The following is a 17,245-nucleotide window of genomic DNA, read 5'->3' as shown; positions in this document are numbered from 1 at the left end:
AAATCAAGGCCGGGGTTGTTATGTGTAAGTCATATGTATCAATTGGGTTATAGACACTGGTGGTTGCCGGGGTTCGTGACAGATCAGGGTAGAATCACGGTACGGCCCCAGTGTAGAACGCGAATTAAACTAGGAATCGTCAAACAGGTCCAGATGAAATTGGCAGTGCTGGGGAAATGAACAGGTTTTTGGGGTCGGAAGCGACTGTGGTGTGCTGGTTGAAAAGCGAACTTATTGTACAACTGGCGTGTCGTGAGAAGGGTCAGTTTATGAAAATTGTGATATGCTGACTGTCAGGCTTCGCCGATTCTGATTCTCTTCACTACAATCCCGTCGATTGTAATTCAGCGCTCTCTTTACCGTGATCGGATTGTGCAGGATGGAAGATCCTTCCCTCAACCAGCAGACCTCAACTGTCTCGCCGGGGAGCCTGCGCGAACTGGCCAATGTGGCAGTGCCACTGGTGCTGAGTTGCGGATCGCTGTCCATCATGCACGTGGTCGACCGGATCTTTCTGACCTGGTGGTCTACCGATGCCGTCGCGGCGGCATTGCCCGCGGGACTGATCCAATGGACGATCATGTCGATCGCGATGGGTAAAGCAATGTATGTGAATACGTTCGTTGCTCAGTACGAGGGGGCGAATCAGCGGCAGCGGGTTTCCGAAGCAGTCTGGCAGGGCGTGTACCTGGCGCTGATCTGGGGCGGTCTGCTGCTGTTATGCGCGCCTTTCGCGGGGATTTTCTTTCACTGGATCGGGCATACAGCCGAGGTTCAGGCGCTGGAAGCGGAATACTTTTCGATCCTCTGCCTGGGATCAGGTCCCGCGCTGTTGTCGGCTGTGCTTTCCTGTTTCTACACGGGGCGCGGCCAGACGATGGTGGTGATGTGGGTCAACCTGACGAGTGTGCTGGTGAATATGCTGCTCGATTACTGTCTGATTTTCGGAGCGGGTCCGTTTCCCGCACTTGGAATTCGTGGAGCCGCCATAGCGACGGTCACCGCCAATGTTTCGACGCTGTTACTGTATTTGTTTATCATGCTGGCCCGGCATGAGGCCCGCAGGTATGGACTTTTCAACCACTGGCGGTTCAATCGGGAACTGTTTATGCGACTGATCCGGTACGGGTTTCCCAACGGGCTGTTGTACTTCATTGACATCATCGGGTTTACCCTGTTCATTGTGCTGGTAGGGCGGATTGGAAAAATCGAACTGGCGGCAACCACGATTGCCTTCAACCTGAATTCGCTGGCATTTGTGCCCATGATGGGGGTCGGGACCGCGGTGATGACCCTGGTTGGAAAGCGGATTGGTGAAGGGCGGCCCCAACTGGCGGTGACGACAACGTGGAAAGCGTTTGCCGTTTCGGCGACCTATATGCTGCTGTTTGCAGTGATCTATGTCGGCTTTCCCGAACTGTTGCTCCGTCCGTACGCACCGGAAGTGATGACCGAAGACTTTCTGAAAGTCAAACAGGCAGCGATCGTGCTGCTGCGTTTCGCCGCACTGTTTTCGTTTTTCGATGCGATGGTGGTCGTCTTTGGGTCAGCGATTCGGGGAGCCGGGGATACTCGTTTCTGCATGATTTATACCCTGCTTACGGGCTGGGCCATTATGGTGATTCCGACGTTTCTGGTCTGGCGGTATGCTGATGTCGGTGAAAAGCTGTTTGGCAGCTGGGTGGCCTGTACCTCTTATCTCGGGGTACTGGGCATCGGTTATCTGATCCGGTTCCTGGCAGGGCACTGGAAGCAGATGCGGGTGATCGAAGATCATTTCCCGGAGCCGACAGCGGAAGACAGTGAGCAACCGGTGGAAGGTGCATTGACCTGAGGTCACTTCGCTTCAGCGGCGGAGATTCCATTTCTCCGTCGCGTATTTTTCTTCCACGAGCTGGCGCACCCGATCGACGGGCAATGGTAATTCTTCCTGGTCCGCCTGCCAGGTTTCGATCAGTGCCTGCCTGAGATCGGTAGCTTTTACCGGATAGTTCGTGACGAATTCGAGGTGGTTGCGATGCGATCGATATTCGGGTTCCCGCTCCGGACTGGTCAGGTAGCGGGGAATCCGGTCCAGGTCGAAGTCGTAAAGAATGGTGCCGTGATGTAACAGGGTGCGTGTCAGCCAGCGCTGGGAATTGCCGGAGAACTTCCGTCCCTGGATCGTCAGGTCGCTGATGCCCTGCAGGTCGATGTAATGCTCCGGAAATCGCGTGTTGAGAGTCTCGCGGATGCGGTCGAGGATGTCGCGGGTGGTGGCTTCGATACCTGCCAGGTGCTGCTCCGGGGAGATTCGCAGGAACAGGGAAAAGATGAAACAACCGGGGCCCAGCAGCACCGTGCCTCCGCCCGTACAGCGACGCAGGACCGGTATCTGATCCCGCCGACAGGCTGTCAGGTCAACGTTACAGGCCGTCTGGTTGGAGCTGCCCATGATGACGGTATACTGGTCGACCTCCCAGATTCTGAGGCAGCCTGCGGAATTCTGTTCATTAATTTGGTAGAGCAGGCCTTCCTCCAGCGCCAGATTTTCTTCCGGCGTGGGGAATACGGTTTCTGACAGGTGGCAGGTCTGTGATTGCATTTCAGAAGTTGAGGGCACGTTTGTCGACGGCCAGCGCAGCTTCCTTGATGGCTTCCGCCAGGGTTGGATGTGCGTGACAGCAGCGGGCAATATCTTCGCTGCTGGCACCGAACTCCATCGCCACGGCACATTCGGCGATCAGGTCCCCGGCACGCGGTCCCAGGATGTGTACCCCCAGGACGCGGTCGGTCTGGGCATCGGCCAGCATTTTAACGCGGCCTTCTGTCTGTCCCATGGCGCGGGCCCGGCCGTTGGCCAGGAAGGGGAAGGAACCTTTGCGGTATTCGATGCCCGCTTCCTTGAGCTGATCTTCGGTCTTCCCGACGGCAGCGATTTCCGGATTGGTATACGCCACGCTGGGGATGGTGTCGTAATTGATGTGTCCGTAGCCGGTCACGAGGTACTCGGCGAAAGTGACTCCTTCGTCTTCTGCCTTGTGGGCCAGCATTGCCCCGCCGATGACATCGCCGATGGCGTAGATGCCTTTGACGGACGTTTCGAAGTGGGCATTCACGGGAATGAAACCGCGCTTGTCGACTTCGATCCCGACGTTTTCCAGCCCGAGATTATCCGTGTTGGGACGTCTGCCGACCGCGACCAGAACGCGATCGCAGCGGATGGACTTGCTGTCGGCGATTTCCACATCGCAGGTTTTTTTGTTGGCTTTGACGCCTGTGACGCGGCAGCCCAGCTGGAATTCGATGCCCTGTTTTTCGAAGATCTTCTGAGCTTCTTTGGCGATTTCCGTGTCGGTGGTGGGGAGAATCCGGTCGAGGTATTCCAGGACGGTGACTTTGGCACCGAGGCGGTTCCAGACGGCTCCCAGTTCGAGGCCAATCACGCCACCGCCGATCACGACCAGGTGTTTGGGGACCTGTTCGTAAGAGAGGGCTTCGGTGCTGGTGCCGACCTTATCGCCATCAAGTTCGATGCCGGGCAGAGTCGCAGGTTCGCTGCCGGTGGCAATCAGAATGTGTTTGGCTTCGAGTTCAGTCTGTTCCTTGCCGTCATCGACGATGACCTTGCCTGGTGCGGTGATGGTCGCGTGACCGCTGTAGCGGGTGATCTTGTTCTTTTTGAACAGGGAGTCGATGCCGCCACCCATGGTTTTGACGGTGCGGTCTTTCTGGCTGAGCATCTTTTCCAGGTCGAGCTGGAGCGAGCCGACGTTGATGCCGCGATCCTTGAAGGTGTGCACTGCTTCGTGATAGAGTTCGCTGGATTCGAGCAGGGCTTTACTGGGGATACAACCGACTCGCAGACAGGTGCCGCCCAGCATGCGTTCCTTTTCGATGCAGGCGACATTCAAACCGAGCTGTGCAGCACGAATGGCTGCGATATACCCACCGGGACCAGCACCGATAATAACCAGATCGTGGTTCATTTTCTCTTTTTCCTGCAGCGACAGGAAACCTTTCCAAACCTCTTAGATGCGCGTTTTAAATGTAATCAGATTTCCATCAGCATGCGAGCTGGTTCTTCGAGTGCTTCTTTGACCCGTTTGAGGAAGACAACGGCTTCCCGGCCATCCACCACTCGATGATCGTAGGTGAGCGCGATATACATCATGGGACGAATCACGACCTGACCATTCACGGCAATGGGGCGCTCCTGGATGCCATGCATACCAAGCACACCGCTCTGCGGCGGATTGACGATTGGCGTGGAGAGCAGCGAACCATACACACCACCGTTGGTGATGGTGAAGGTGCCTCCCTGAAGTTCGTCGAGGCCGATCTTGTTGGCCCGGGCACGCTGGCCGAAGTCGTTGATCTTGAGTTCGATTTCCGCAAAGCTGAGGCGTTCGGCATTCCGCATGACGGGGACGACCAGACCTTTTCCGCCGCCGACGGCGATGCCGATGTCGTAGTAGTTGCGGAAGACCAGATCGGTGCCGCGAATCTCGGCGTTGATCTGCGGGAACTGGCTCAAGCCGTCGACGACAGCTTTGACGAAGAAGGACATGAAGCCGAGCTTGACGTCGTATTTCTTGAGGAACAGGTCCTTGTATTGAGCCCGCAGTTCCATGACGGCTGACATGTCGACTTCGTTGAACGTGGTCAGCAGGGCTGCGTTGGTCTGTGCTTCGACAAGCCGTTCCGCGATTTTCTTGCGGATGGGGCTCATGGGCACAATCTCTTCCTCGCGGAAGGCACCGTTGCCTGAGGAGGCGGGCGCCTGGTAAGCGAGCACATCTTCTTTGAGGATCCGGCCACCCGGTCCGGTGCCGGTGATGTCTGCCGGGGTAAGTCCTTTTTCGGCCATGACCCGGGCTGCGGCCGGCATGACTCGATCATCAGAGCCGCCGCCGGTCGGGGCAGGAGCGGGAGCAGCTGCCTGGGGAGCAGCGACAGCCGCTTTTTCGGGGCTCTTTTCGGGAGCGGGTGCTGCCTGGTCTGCGGGGCGTTCGGCTTCTTCGAGGTAACCGATGACTTCGCCGACCGCTGCCATCTCGCCTGTTTTCTTCAGGATTTCGACGATAATCCCGTCGAGGGGAGCCGGCACATCAAAGGTGGCTTTGTCGGTTTCGAGCTCAACGATTTCACTGTCTTGAGCGACCCATTTACCTTGTTCCGCGTGCCAGGCGCCAATCTGGACTTCGGTGATGGATTCCCCGACTGAGGGAACCTTGATTTCAACAGACATCGGACACTAATCTCCAACCGAGTCACGAGGGGAAAAATATGTGTTTTTCAGAGTAAATTCCGTTATTCTGGTCATTTGCGAGCACCAATTTTGATTATGACTTGTTGAGAATGCCAGCACAATTCCCGCGCACCGGGAAGATGATAATCGGAATAAATTTTTTGCATTCTGGCGGGTCAACAGGAAAATGCTGCAGGATGCTCGGACGACATGAAAAAACGCTGGTCTTTTTATCGGCGTTTTGGCCAGACCAGCGTGTGGATAATTCCAATTCAGGCATTATCGAAACAGATGTGACAATGCTTATCAGTTGTCAGGTCGGTCTCAGGACGATTTTCCCGGGAACCGGTGTCCTTTCGCTTTGGTATCGATCCGGTACAGCGAGGTGCGTGCGGTAATGAACAGGCTTGAATTATCCTTGCCGCCGAAGGTGACATTCGCAGGCTTTTCCGGGACTTCGATGATGCCCAGCAGTTTCCCTTCGGGCGAATAGACCTGCAGTCCCAGTCCGGTAGTGATGTAGAGGTTGCCGTTGGTATCGATCGTCAGGCCATCGCCTCCACTGCCCGGTTCTTTGTAACCTTCTGCCTGTTTTAAGGTGCAGAATACGCGGCCTTTGCCGATTTTTCCGGGCGCGGTGACGGGATAGGCCCACATTTCCTTCTGCATGCTGGGGATGACGTAGAGTGTCTTTTCATCCGGGGAGAGGATCACGCCGTTGGGGGCTTTGAGGTCGTCAATCAGCCGGGTCACTTTTCCATCTGCGGAGCGGTAGTAGACGGCGACTTTGCCCTGGGGCAGGGGCTCGGGGGCCCGGAAGTGGGGGTCGGTGAAGTAGATACCACCTGTACGGTCCACCACGAGGTCGTTGGGGGCGTTAAAGCGTTTGCCCTTGTATTCGGCTGCCAGCGGTTTGACTTTTTTGTTTTTCAGGTTGATGCTGACCAGACGTCCGTCCATCTCGCAGGCGAGCAGTTTGCCGGAGCCGTCGAGCATCAGGCCGTTGCAGTGGTTGGAAGGTTCCAGGAAGACGGAAAGTTTCCCTTTGGTGTCGACCTTATAGATCTTGTTGTCGGGAATATCGGTGAAATAGAGGTTCCCTTTAAGGTCGAAGGCAGGACCTTCCGTGAATTTGAAGTCAGTGAAGACTTTGACGGGTTTGCTTACCGGACCGATGCCGGGGATCTGGTCGGCGGCCTGCAGGGGGGCTGAAACGACGATCAGGGCGAGCAGGGCGGCGGACCAGTTCAGTATGTTTTTCATGAAAGGCTCCTTGGAGTTTGCGGTCAGCGTAAATGGGGAAGAACGCGTGTTTCTACTATTAGAGTCAGTCTCCCCTGTAAAATTCAACCATCTTAAGAAACGGAATGCGTTATCAGTAGAAATCAGTCTGCACATGAGGGACACTGGCTTAGGAATTTCCGATTATTTCAGCGCGAGAGTATTCAAAAGCGGGCTTGAGAAGAGGTTAATTTTTGATGGATGTCGTCCAGCTGTTAAAACAACTGATTGCCATTCCCAGCGTGAATCCCATGGGGCGCGCTGTTTCCGGTGATATTTACTTCGAAGGCAGACTGACTCAGTTTCTGTGTGATTATTTTCAGGACCTGGGCGTCGAATATGAGTCGATCGAAGTGGTGCCCGGGCGGAATAATGTGATCGCCCGCACGCCGGTCAAGCCGGGAGTGCCAACGATTCTGATGGACGTCCACCAGGATACGGTCCCCGCGGAAGGGATGATCGTGCCTCCGTTTGAGGGGACCGAGAAGGACGGCCGGATCTATGGTCGCGGTGCCTGCGACGTCAAAGGGAGCATGGCGGCGATGCTGATGGCCTTCACGCGGCTGGTTAAAGACAATCCCCCGGATGCCGCGAACGTGATTCTTTCCTGCACCTGCGATGAGGAAGCGACTGTGCAGGGGATCAACCACCTGGTCCAGCTCTGGGAAAATCCGAGCGGACTGAGCCAGATTCTGACCGAGCCCCCCGATCTGGGGCTGGTCGCCGAACCGACGATGCTGGATATCGTGGTCGCGCACCGTGGGGCGACTCGCTGGAAGATCAAGACGACGGGGAAGGCGTGTCACAGTTCGCAGCCCAACGATGGCGTCAACGCCATTTACCGGATGGCGGACGTCATCAAGGCGCTGCAGGTGTATGCGGATGAACTGACGCAGCGGGAAGCGCATCCGTTGTGTGGTCCGCCGACATTGAGTGTCGGCGTGATCGAAGGGGGCGACAGCGTCAACATTGTGCCGGACTGGTGCACGATTGAAATCGACCGGCGGGTGATTCCCGGCGAAGACGGTATCGACGTGATGAACCAGGTGGAAGCGTTTCTGAAAGAAAAGCTGCCGTTCGAGTTCGAGATGCTGCCGCCGTGGATTACCGGCGTTTCGCTGTCGGATCACAATAACGGAGCATGGAGTGATCAGCTGCTCAAAGTGATCGACACCATGGAGCCGGGGCACAAAAAAGTGGGTGTGCCTTATGGAACGCACGCGGCCCGCGTGAATCAGAGCGGAGTGCCGTCGATGGTGTTCGGACCCGGTTCGATCGCCCAAGCCCATACGGTGGATGAGTGGGTTGAGATCGATCAACTGGTGAAATCAGAAGAGGTGTATTACCAGTTCTGTGCCCAGGCGGGACGAGGTGTTTAAAACCTCTTGCGGTGGTGCTTCTCAAGCACTGTCGGGCAAGCCGACAGTGGCACACTTCAACTGGCGTAGGGTGCGGACCCATGTGTCCGCCCGCCTGGCGATGTTCCACCAACTTGTGCACTCGATGGCATCTGCAAAAAGACCGGGTGGTACCGAATGGAATTCGGTATTGCCGGAGGCAACAGGAGGTCGCGGAGCAGACGGTGTAGAGATTGCGTGTGCCTCAAGCCCACTTGTTAGAACGAATGGGTTTCTCTGTAGTGAATTGATCTCGTAAGCTGGAACCTCCTGCTCGCTGCGCTCGGCCCGAATTTTATTTGGGCCCACCCGCTGATGATTTCTTTTCAAAAAACTTCTTGACAGCTAATACCTAGAGCGGCTATATATTGGATATGTAGTCATCCTATGTATGGGAGTAATAATGATGAATCCTCAGTTATTTGCAGGCACGCTGGAGATGCTCATTCTGGAACTGGTTTCCGAGGGGCCCACGTATGGTTACGAAATTACGCAACAGGTGACGAATCGTTCGGCCCGTGAATTCGAGCTGAAAGAGGGGAGCCTGTATCCGGCGTTGCACAAGCTGCAGCGGAAAAAGCTGCTGAAATCGTTCTGGCGTGAAGTCGATGGTCGTCGGCGGAAGTATTACGAGCTGACGACGCAGGGGCAGAAGGTCCTGAATGAGAAGCGTCAGGAGTGGAAGCAGTTCTCATCCGCCGTGGACCGGATTCTGGGAGCAGAAAGTGGCCTGGCCTGAGCTCAGTATCGAAGATTTTCCGCCGCGTCGGGACGACGAACCGTCGTCACTGCGGCAGGATATTATCGATGAACTCAGCGACCATTTTGCGTGTGCCCTGAATCGGGAACTGCACAAGAATCCGGACGAACAGGTAGCGCGGAGACGCGTACTGGAACAGTTTGGTGATCCGATCAAAATCGCGCGTCAACTCTGGCTGGACGCGATGAAGGAGAGAATCATGTCTCAACGAATTCTGACGGGAATGTCCGCTGTGATGGCGGTGTGTTGTATCCTGGTAGTGGTGATTGCCTGGTTGATGATGAAAGAGAGTCAGTTGGTGAATCATCAGTTGCTGGAGCAGATGGCGTTGATCGCAGATCGACCGCAACCGGTGGCGACGAACGAAGTGGATCAGCAGATTCTGGAACAGCTGGAAGAGTTGAATCAGAAACAGGGCTCCCTCGAGAATACTTCCGGCATTGGGATGAATCAGGTCTCGTTTCAACTGATTGAGGATCAGAACGGTCAAAAACCGGCGGTTGGCTTTAAGGGGACCTTAACGAAATCGGGAGGCAAGACAGACCCCTTTTCCATTGAAGCGGTCAGCGATGAAAAAGGCAATCTTGATTTTGGGAAGTTGCCTTGGGGAACATATTTTTTAAATTTGGTTGCTCCCTGGAATGAATATTACACCAAACCACAAGTGACCATTATCCCGGGGCGTGATTACTCAGAGACGATTGACTGTCCGGCCGCTCCTCCCCGGGAAGTTGCCATTCACTTTGATGTGAACCTGTCAGAAAAAATGCTTCCTGAAGACAGGGTTCTGATCTGTGATTTTCGACAGGCAAGATACATGGGAGGGGGTATGGAAGACAATAATTACTACTTCAACATTACACGCATGGTCGACGATTGCAGCTGGACCATGGCTCAATATCAACCCATGAGCCCTTCAGGAGTCTATCTGGTTGATTCCAAAAATCAGGTGAGTGCGTGTCCTCTGACATCGCAAGGGGAGTTTGAAAGCATCCTACTGGATTCCATTGCATTCAAGCCAGCTGTTAACTTCCCACAAGGGGATTATTGCCTGCCGGTGATGTACCTGATCAGAAAACAGGACCTGTCGCGTCTGAGCGAGGTGAGTTCAGCCAGACAATATCTGGTCGTGACGAAAAGAAAACCTGGCTCTGTTTTATTCAATCCTGCAAGATCATCGCAGCGCGCGGGGTCTGAGTATTTCGCTGGAGGTGGTATGGCTCAATTTCGCACCTCTGTGGTATTGATCCCATTTAATGACAAGGCGGAAACTTTTGAACCAAAAACATCCGTTTCATGGATAGATTATATCTCTCACACCGAACAGATATACGGGCTCGAATTGAAGCAGACGTTGAATTATTCCGCGAAGCCAGACGAGAAGAACATCTGGGAAATCAATTTGTCAGAACTCGAACAGACATTTGAAATTGAAAAGTAATTCCCTCGGGAAAGATTCCGTCTGTCTGAAATGGAAATAGAAAAGTCCTTGATTTAGCAGTTATACCTAGAGCACACAATGACCTGGCCTGAGCTCAGTATCGACGATTTTCCGCCGCGTCGGGACGATGAACCGTCGTCACTCAGGCAGGATATTATCGATGAACTAAGTGATCATTTTGCGTGTGCCCTGAATCGGGAGCTGCACAAGAATCCGGATGAACTGATCGCGCGGAAACGTGTACTGGAACAGTTTGGCGATCCGATCAAAATCGCGCGTCAACTCTGGCTGGACGCGATGAAGGAGAGAATCATGTCACAACGCATTCTGACCGGTGTTTCTGTGGTGATGGCCGTGTGTGGCTTCATCGTGGTGGGACTGGTCTGGTCGATGATAAAAGAGAGCCAGGCGTTCAATAACCGGATGATGGCGCAGATGGCTGAGATGGCGAAGCGTTCCGAGCCGGAGACGACGGACGAAGTGAATCAGCAGATTCTGAAACAACTGGAGCAGTTGAATCAGCAACGGAAGGTTGAGCCGGATACTGTTGCCACTGGTATGAATCAGCTTGCTTTTCAACTGGTTACGGAGGATCAGGATGAGAGGCTGCCCCACAATTTTGTCGGCTCACTCACCAAAAGTGGTGACCGTTCCGAAGAGTTCACCCTGGAAGCCGTCAGTAATGGCCGGGGGATGCTTGATTTCGGAAAACTACCCTGGGGAAAATATCGGCTGACTTTGAAAGCTCCCTGGGGAGAAACTCTACACCAGAATGTGTATGTGATTCCCGGTCGAGATATGACCGAGGAGATTGTCTGTCCGACCGATAAACCGGAGGTCGTCTCGGTTCGGTTTCGATTGAACTGGCCCGAGGGAGTTGACACTGAAGACTGGTACCTGATCTGCGACTGTCGTAATTCTTCTGACGGAAACCGGCAGATCGAGAGCAGCAGGTTGATCCAGGGGGAAAGCTGGATTTATAGACGCAGCAGCACCAGAGATGCCAGCGGCGTGTATCTCATCAACAACAAAAATATGATCGGGGTCTGCCCGCTCAACGAGGACGGGGAGTACGAAGACATTCATTTAGAAGAGCTGGCTTTTGATTCATCGACGCGAATGATTCAGGGAAAACATGCTTTGCCCGATCTGATGCTGATTCAAAAGCAAGACTTGCCCAAGCTCGCGGAAGTGAATCGCATCCCCTCCTTTCAGACTTTAAACAAGTCCCGGACAGCAGCAGGCAGCTACAATCTGCAGTATCGGGCCCTGGTGGGAGACTCCACAAGATTCGGCAGTATTGAAGGCAATACGTTTCTGCTCATTCCCTTACTGAACCATCCGCCACTCTGGACGAAAGTGAAATCGCGACCGGAGGGGGGGCATACGTTGTATGCCAGTGGGTTGGAATTAAGAAAGCGATTGGAATTCAAGGCAATTAAAGGCGAACAGAACCTCTGGAAAATCAATTTACCTGATTTGAATGAATTCATCATTCCCGAAGGGACACCCGGCGGAGGGCAGGGTTTTTTCTAACGGTTTTGAAGCGAACTGATGTAGTGAAGATTGAGGAGTGAATGTGAGCTGGCCTGAGATCAGTGTTGACGATTTTCCGCCGCGTCGGGACGATGAACCGTCTTCATTGAGGCAGGATATTATCGATGAACTCAGCGACCATTTTGTATGTGCCCTGAATCGGGAGTTGCACAAGAATCCGGACGAGCAGGTGGCGAAACGGCGCGTGCTGGAACAGTTTGGTGATCCGATCAAAATCGCCCGCCAGCTATGGCTGGACGCGATGAAGGAGAAGATGATGTCACAACGAATTCTGACGGGAATGTCTGTAGTGATGGCAGCGTGCTGTATTGCGGTGGTGGGGATTGCCTGGTCGATGATGCAGGAAAGCCGGGCGTTCAATCTGCAGATGCTGGAGCAGTTCAAGCAGGCACAGGAACGATCAGCAGGGGAGACGTCGGGGGATCTACATCTGATCCAGTTTCAACTGGTACGGGATGGCAGTCAGGATCAGCCGGCCGTGGGTTTTGCAGGGGCATTGGCTAAATATGAAGGTAACAACGCGATTTTCACCGTTGAAGCTGTCAGTGATGAAAAGGGACTGCTGGATTTTGGTAAGCTGCCCTGGGGGGAGTATGCTTTGAATCTCAAAGCTCCCTGGGGGGAAGCTCCTTCTCCAGTGCAGATTACCACGGTTCCCGGACGCAAATATGAACAGACAATCGTCTGTCCGGCGCACGCCCCGCAGCAGGTGGAAGTCGAGTTACAGGTCAACTGGAAAGATCGACCTGAGGATGAAGTTTATCTGTTATGCGATTTTCGCTCTCTTGATTTAACTAAGTTAAAACAAGGGAAGTACTTTGAGCTGAAGTCATTTCAGGAAATACAAGATCGAAAATGGATCTTTCAGCACGATACGAAAGAGGAGTCTGAATACTCCGTGTACCTGATTGATGTGAGCAATGATCGAGCGACCCGTTGTCCTTTAGCTGCCGACGGAAATTATAAAAATCTGGATCCTCAGCAACTGGCCTGGCATCCGACTGTAGAGATCCTCCAGGGAGAATATAAGGCACCCACTGTCTATCTGTTGGAGAAGAGTGATCTGGAACAGTTAACAACATTAAACCCGATGATCGCAACGGAAACCATCGCATTTGATATACGGGGATTTAATCTGAGAGCCTTTGCTTTTCCAAGCAATGGATTATTTGTCTCTCCCTTCAGAAAACTTGAGATTGATCCTGCTCTGGTGGTAGACAAGACGCCAGCCGAACTGAAAAAGGTGCATGGATTCTTTGCGAACTCCTATGACAAAACCTATGACGCGACAGACCAGGAGCCCAATGTCTGGGAAATCAACATTCCCGACCTGTTCCCGGTTACTCGGGAATCCGGTTCATTGAGTAGTGTCCGGTGACCGGGAAGAGTTTTTCGTCTCCGGTGCCGATCTGCTGGCAGTTGACTTCGTAGACGAATTTTTCCTTGAGCTCGTTGACCTTGAGGCGGACCGTTTTGCGATCGTCGGAGAGTGTGACCCCTTCGACCTCGACTTTGTACCGGCCGCTGTCGGGGCTGGCGTAGCTGCCACTCCAGACGCGAGTATAGCCGGCGATGGTGTAGGCCTCTTTGTCGGTGGCTTTCTTCGCATCGACGGGCTCGAAGAATTCGAGTTCGAAACCATCGTGGGTGGCGCGAAGTTCCTTGATCCCGTTGGGCAGTTTGCCGTTGGGAGTGAGCTTCGTGATCGAGCCGGTATTCTGGCCGCCGAGCCAGCCGCTGTCGTGAATGGAGCCGACGTAGATGTCGCCCTTCGGGCTGACGGCGACCGACATCGGGCCAGTGAAGTTGTACTCATCGGGGGGCACATCAGCGCGGGTGAAGTAGTAAGTCGCCCCCTGTACGGTATCGCCAACCTTCTGTGTGGTGAAGCGGATCAGGAACCGCTGGTTGTATTCACAGCCCAGGCCCTGATCGAACAGGCTGGCGTAAGGGAACTGTTTCGGAATACAGGTCAGGCCGTTGACACTGCGGGTCCAGGGGTGCGGGACCTGAATCGCAGCGCGGGTCTCTTCCAGATTTTCTTTGTTTCGCAGGTCAGACTGGCTGGGGACGCCGTACGCTTTGCCGGGGATCAGGAAGTTGATCTCGTTAAAGGTATTCTGCACCCCCTGCTGGTCGGAGATATATATTTCATCTTTGGAGTTGATGGCCAGTCCGGTGGGATAGCGGAAGGCGTGGCCCAGGACTTCGATGTTGCCGTTATAGGTGATCTTGAGGATCTTGCCCCGCCAGTGAATCTGATCGTCGGGGCGTTTCATCTGGGCGTAATCGCTGCCCAGGCCGATGTAGAGATTGCCCTGGCTGTCGCGAATACAGCCGGCGGCCCAGTCATGGTAGTTGTCGTTGAAGCCCCAGCCGGAAGCAATGATCGTGCGTTTGTCGGCCCGGCCGTCTCCATCGGTGTCGGAGAGCCGCAGGACTTCGGGTTTGTGCGAGACAATGATGTCGCTGCCGTCCGCGATGATGCCGAACGGGGCGGAGAGTCCTTCTTCGAAGAGCGTCAGTTCATCTTCGTATCCGTCACCGTTGGTGTCTTTCGCGAGGTAAACGTCCCCTTTGAGCGAGGTAAAGATGAGCGTACCGTCATTGCGCCAGGCCATCGCTGTCGGCATGATGCCCCGATCGAGGGGAAGCCGGACGCCGTCGAAGCCGGGGGCACTGGTGACTTTTTCCAGAGTCGGATCGGGTTCGGGTTTGATTTTGACGTCGAGCCCATCGACTTTGAGTTCGCAGAGGTAATTGAGCGTCAGCGCGGCACGGTCTGCCCGATCGCCGGTGGCTTTGATGAATTCGTGCGAATTATTATCGGAAATGTGCAGCCACTTCTCGTCGGGGCGGGTAAGATCGCTGATCGTCGGGCTGCCGATGCTTTTCGAGAAGCGGGGACGTCCGACATAAAGATCATAGCCAGCCGGCAGGTTGGTGGCTTTGATGCCTCGCTGCCAGCCGGAGCCTCTGGCCTGTCCGCGCAGGGGCTCGAAGGTTTCGCTGACGGCGACTGTGTGGACTTTGTTACCAATTTTGAAGTTGAGTTCGTAGTGGAGCGTGATCCGGTTGCCGTGGGATTCGTAACTGCGGAATGTGCCGGCACTGCCGTTTTCGAGGTGTGGATAGACGACCTTAAGCGGTTCTTTGCCAGCGGAAGCGAGGACGAGTTCGAAACCGCGATCGTAACCGGAGATAATCTGGGTCCCCGCCATGTCCCAGTACCAGCTTTTCCCTTCGGTGCGCTGGCGGGCCAGATCGCCGAGGGTCCACTGGACGAGGGAGAACTGGTCGAGGTCGAAGAGCAGGTTGTTGCCGTTGTCAAAGCCGACCGCGAAGGCGCGGGGCACATATCCACCGCCGGTCTCTTTGGGATTGGTGAAGACATCCCGGACGATCCGCGCGGGGTCGCCGGCCGCGATGGTAAAGAACTGTTCCACGACCGAGGGGTTGGTGGGGACTTTGAATTCGGGGTCATTCAGCCCGAGCCAGATCGCATCCAACTGGCGGTTGATGTCGCCGCCCAGAACTTTGGGGACGCTCTTTTTGAGGGCGGGCATTTCCATGCCGGGCACGATTCGTAGCGGGTTGTGAACCCAGCGGAGGAAGTATTCTTTCCGCATGCGTTGACCCAGCATGAGCAGGTTGGAACCGCGGGTGCCGAGGGCCACGTTGCGCGGCTTGTAGTCGCCCAGTTCGTGGCAGGAGATGCAGCTGAAGCCTTTGGCGCCGGTGATGGTCTGGCCGGCGATCAGCAGCTGGGCGCGGTCTTCGTCTGAGGAATCGACCATGAAGCCGGGCTGGCGCGGGCCATCGTCGGGAATACGGTCGTGGGAGACGAGGTAGCCGAGCAGGGCCTGTTTGTCGGCCTCGGTGTGTTCAAAACGGGGCATGCGGACGCGGAGCCAAGGCATGCGGATAGTTTTCTGTTGTCCGCTGACCGCTTCCGCCAGGGCTGCATGTTTGAGTTTATCGCCGACTGCGGTCAGGGCGGGGGGAATCATGGCTTCGCTCTGACCGGCGAGGGCAGGATCGAATTTGGCCATCTCACCGGCGATGGGGGTGACGCCTTCGTGCCGGTCCCGTTCGTGGCAGTAGATGCAGTTGCGCTGTTCGAGGACGTAACGCCCTCGATCGAATTCATTCTCCGGCGAAGGGGCACCGAAGCTGGCGGTGAGATAGGCTTTGACGGCCTCGCGATCGATGCTGCGATAGGCGGGGCGTCCCTGCTGGCGATTTGGGGTTTCAGCCAGACAGCTGTTGTCCCAGTTGGTGACCGGTTGCGAGAGATCGGCGATCTGTTGTGTTGGTTTGTCGATGCCGGGGATCGTATGACAGGCGGCACAATGGGCCTGGGTGATCAGTTTTTTGCCGGCGGCGAGGAGCTGTTTGTCGCTGGCTGGTTTTTTGCCTGTGCGGAGTTTCGCCTGTTTGAGGGCCGAGAGAGCGTAGGCGAGCTGTCGGCGTTCGTCTGTGCTGAGTTTGATGACCGGCATGCGATGGTCATTGTTCAACTTTTCGGGATTCGAGAGCCAGTTGAAGAGCCAGGTTTCATTGCGTTTATCGCCGATGCTGCTCAGGTCGCCGCCACTGAAGGGCTGCTGGTTGCCTTTGCCGTCAATGGTGTGACAGGCGAGACAGCCGACCGAATGCATGAGAATTTCGCCGGCCCGCTGTTCTTCATCGCGGGTGGGCGTTTTCTTTGTTTTTTTGTCTTTCTTCGCGGCGGGGATTTTCTTCAGCGATGCCTGTTTTGCATGGGCATAGAGATAGGCGGCGATGGATTCGGCTTCCTGCTGGTTAAAGCCGAAGACAGGCATTTTGGGATGGGCAGCGATGGCATCGTCATTCTGAATTTTACGGACGAGCCATTCCGGATTGAGAGCGGTGGTGACGTGCGTCAGGTCGGGAGCAGCCGGACTGGTGACCTGACCTGCCCGCTGGTGACAGCGGTTACAGCGATGGGCGTCGAAGTGGGTACGACCCCGCCAGATCTGAGCGACAGCGAGATTGCCTTCTTCCCGATAGAGAATATTTGACTGAATCGGTTCGAGGCCGAACTGGCTTGAGGACCAGAACAGCTGCAGCCGGGCCTGGGAGGCCGTTTTTTGATAGGAGACCTGCAGTTCGAATTCACCGAAGTTCTGCTCGTATTGGGGACCGACGATCCAGCCGGGGGTATCGCGTTTGCCTTCCAGAACGGTCTTGCCATCGATTTCAACTTTGACTTCCCCGACAAGATAAGCGGAGAGCTGATACCGGCCGGGCTGTTTGACCAGGATCAGGCTGTTCCAGTCAGCAGTGAATTTTCCTGAGGGGAGTTGCGGCAGCGGTGCCTGCTGGCCCCAGTCGAAGGCGATATCCGGATCGATCCGCTGAATCTGTTTGCCGCCCGCTTTGTAGGTCCCCAGCAGCCCGGGCGGGTAATCGTCTTCTTCAGGATCGATTTCTGCTGCAGCCAGACGGCTCTGACTGAGCGTGCAGAAAAAGAGGAGAGACAGAAATGCCAACAGGGGTAGAATGCCCCTGAACCAGGATGAAGGGAGACACTGGCTGAGCTTCATGTTTCAGTG

12 protein-coding genes are annotated in these 17,245 nt (G+C 55.0%); 6 read left to right on the top strand and 6 right to left on the bottom strand.

Annotation, left to right across the window (positions count from 1 at the left end; all coding sequences use genetic code 11):
- Positions 1 to 379: 379 nt before the first annotated feature.
- Positions 380 to 1,834 carry an MATE family efflux transporter gene (locus Enr10x_RS21460; RefSeq protein WP_145451318.1) on the top strand — a complete coding sequence of 485 codons (1,455 nt, stop codon included), beginning with the start codon at positions 380 to 382 and terminating at the stop codon, positions 1,832 to 1,834.
- A 12-nt stretch (positions 1,835 to 1,846) separates the two neighbouring features.
- On the opposite strand, the gene Enr10x_RS21455 is transcribed toward Enr10x_RS21460, so the two are convergent.
- The 4 genes from Enr10x_RS21455 to Enr10x_RS21440 all read right to left on the bottom strand — a co-directional run bounded on the left by Enr10x_RS21455 (position 1,847) and on the right by Enr10x_RS21440 (position 6,493).
- The gene (locus tag Enr10x_RS21455) at positions 1,847 to 2,584 is read right to left on the bottom strand and encodes a lipoate--protein ligase family protein (protein ID WP_145451317.1); all 738 of its coding nucleotides are present in this window, start codon (positions 2,582 to 2,584) and stop codon (positions 1,847 to 1,849) included.
- A gap of 1 nt (position 2,585) precedes the next feature.
- A complete protein-coding gene (gene lpdA, locus Enr10x_RS21450) occupies positions 2,586 to 3,968 on the bottom strand; it encodes a dihydrolipoyl dehydrogenase (RefSeq protein ID WP_145112517.1) in 1,383 nt (460 codons plus the stop codon).
- A gap of 65 nt (positions 3,969 to 4,033) precedes the next feature.
- Positions 4,034 to 5,230 (bottom strand): 2-oxoglutarate dehydrogenase complex dihydrolipoyllysine-residue succinyltransferase, encoded by a 1,197-nt coding sequence (gene odhB, locus Enr10x_RS21445; RefSeq protein ID WP_145112515.1) that lies wholly within the window; start codon positions 5,228 to 5,230, stop codon positions 4,034 to 4,036.
- A 324-nt stretch (positions 5,231 to 5,554) separates the two neighbouring features.
- Positions 5,555 to 6,493: an SMP-30/gluconolactonase/LRE family protein gene (locus Enr10x_RS21440; protein WP_145112513.1), complete on the bottom strand. Its 939-nt coding sequence runs from the start codon at positions 6,491 to 6,493 to the stop codon at positions 5,555 to 5,557.
- Between the two features lie 215 nt (positions 6,494 to 6,708).
- Here Enr10x_RS21440 and Enr10x_RS21435 point away from each other — a divergent pair, with 215 nt between their 5' ends.
- Complete coding sequence (locus Enr10x_RS21435) at positions 6,709 to 7,890, top strand: M20 family metallopeptidase (protein ID WP_145451316.1); 1,182 nt, start codon at positions 6,709 to 6,711, stop codon at positions 7,888 to 7,890.
- A 421-nt stretch (positions 7,891 to 8,311) separates the two neighbouring features.
- A complete protein-coding gene (locus Enr10x_RS21430; RefSeq protein ID WP_232093086.1) occupies positions 8,312 to 8,647 on the top strand; it encodes a PadR family transcriptional regulator in 336 nt (111 codons plus the stop codon).
- Positions 8,648 to 8,693: 46 nt separating this feature from the next.
- On the opposite strand, the gene Enr10x_RS30390 is transcribed toward Enr10x_RS21430, so the two are convergent.
- A complete protein-coding gene (locus tag Enr10x_RS30390) occupies positions 8,694 to 8,975 on the bottom strand; it encodes a hypothetical protein (RefSeq protein ID WP_145451315.1) in 282 nt (93 codons plus the stop codon).
- Between the two features lie 45 nt (positions 8,976 to 9,020).
- Here Enr10x_RS30390 and Enr10x_RS21420 point away from each other — a divergent pair, with 45 nt between their 5' ends.
- The 3 genes from Enr10x_RS21420 (at position 9,021) to Enr10x_RS21410 (ending at position 13,044) form a co-directional block, all read left to right on the top strand.
- Positions 9,021 to 10,109 carry a hypothetical protein gene (locus tag Enr10x_RS21420; protein ID WP_145451314.1) on the top strand — a complete coding sequence of 363 codons (1,089 nt, stop codon included), beginning with the start codon at positions 9,021 to 9,023 and terminating at the stop codon, positions 10,107 to 10,109.
- Between the two features lie 78 nt (positions 10,110 to 10,187).
- On the top strand, positions 10,188 to 11,645 hold the full coding sequence (locus Enr10x_RS21415; protein WP_145112506.1) for a hypothetical protein: 1,458 nt from the start codon (positions 10,188 to 10,190) through the stop codon (positions 11,643 to 11,645).
- A gap of 43 nt (positions 11,646 to 11,688) precedes the next feature.
- Positions 11,689 to 13,044: a DUF1700 domain-containing protein gene (locus Enr10x_RS21410; protein ID WP_145112504.1), complete on the top strand. Its 1,356-nt coding sequence runs from the start codon at positions 11,689 to 11,691 to the stop codon at positions 13,042 to 13,044.
- Here the strand turns inward: Enr10x_RS21410 and Enr10x_RS21405 are convergent.
- Positions 13,007 to 17,182, bottom strand: coding sequence for a c-type cytochrome (locus tag Enr10x_RS21405; RefSeq protein WP_197997316.1), 4,176 nt, complete (start codon positions 17,180 to 17,182; stop codon positions 13,007 to 13,009). The two genes, Enr10x_RS21410 and Enr10x_RS21405, sit on opposite strands and share 38 nt — an antisense overlap.
- Positions 17,183 to 17,245: the final 63 nt, after the last annotated feature.

The organism is Gimesia panareensis, from assembly GCF_007748155.1.
GTDB lineage: Bacteria > Planctomycetota > Planctomycetia > Planctomycetales > Planctomycetaceae > Gimesia > Gimesia panareensis.
Note: the sequence above shows the minus strand (reverse complement) of the source record. Positions and strands in the feature narration are given on the sequence as shown.

Excerpts from the sequence above, each read along its gene's own strand:
- Enr10x_RS21460 (WP_145451318.1), top strand. The coding sequence starts at position 380 with ATGGAAGATCCTTCCCTCAACCAGCAGACCTCAACTGTCTCGCCGGGG.
- Enr10x_RS21455 (WP_145451317.1), bottom strand. The coding sequence starts at position 2,584 with ATGCAATCACAGACCTGCCACCTGTCAGAAACCGTATTCCCCACGCCG.
- lpdA (WP_145112517.1), bottom strand. The coding sequence starts at position 3,968 with ATGAACCACGATCTGGTTATTATCGGTGCTGGTCCCGGTGGGTATATC.
- odhB (WP_145112515.1), bottom strand. The coding sequence starts at position 5,230 with ATGTCTGTTGAAATCAAGGTTCCCTCAGTCGGGGAATCCATCACCGAA.
- Enr10x_RS21440 (WP_145112513.1), bottom strand. The coding sequence starts at position 6,493 with ATGAAAAACATACTGAACTGGTCCGCCGCCCTGCTCGCCCTGATCGTC.
- Enr10x_RS21435 (WP_145451316.1), top strand. The coding sequence starts at position 6,709 with ATGGATGTCGTCCAGCTGTTAAAACAACTGATTGCCATTCCCAGCGTG.
- Enr10x_RS21430 (WP_232093086.1), top strand. The coding sequence starts at position 8,312 with ATGATGAATCCTCAGTTATTTGCAGGCACGCTGGAGATGCTCATTCTG.
- Enr10x_RS30390 (WP_145451315.1), bottom strand. The coding sequence starts at position 8,975 with ATGATTCACCAACTGACTCTCTTTCATCATCAACCAGGCAATCACCAC.
- Enr10x_RS21415 (WP_145112506.1), top strand. The coding sequence starts at position 10,188 with ATGACCTGGCCTGAGCTCAGTATCGACGATTTTCCGCCGCGTCGGGAC.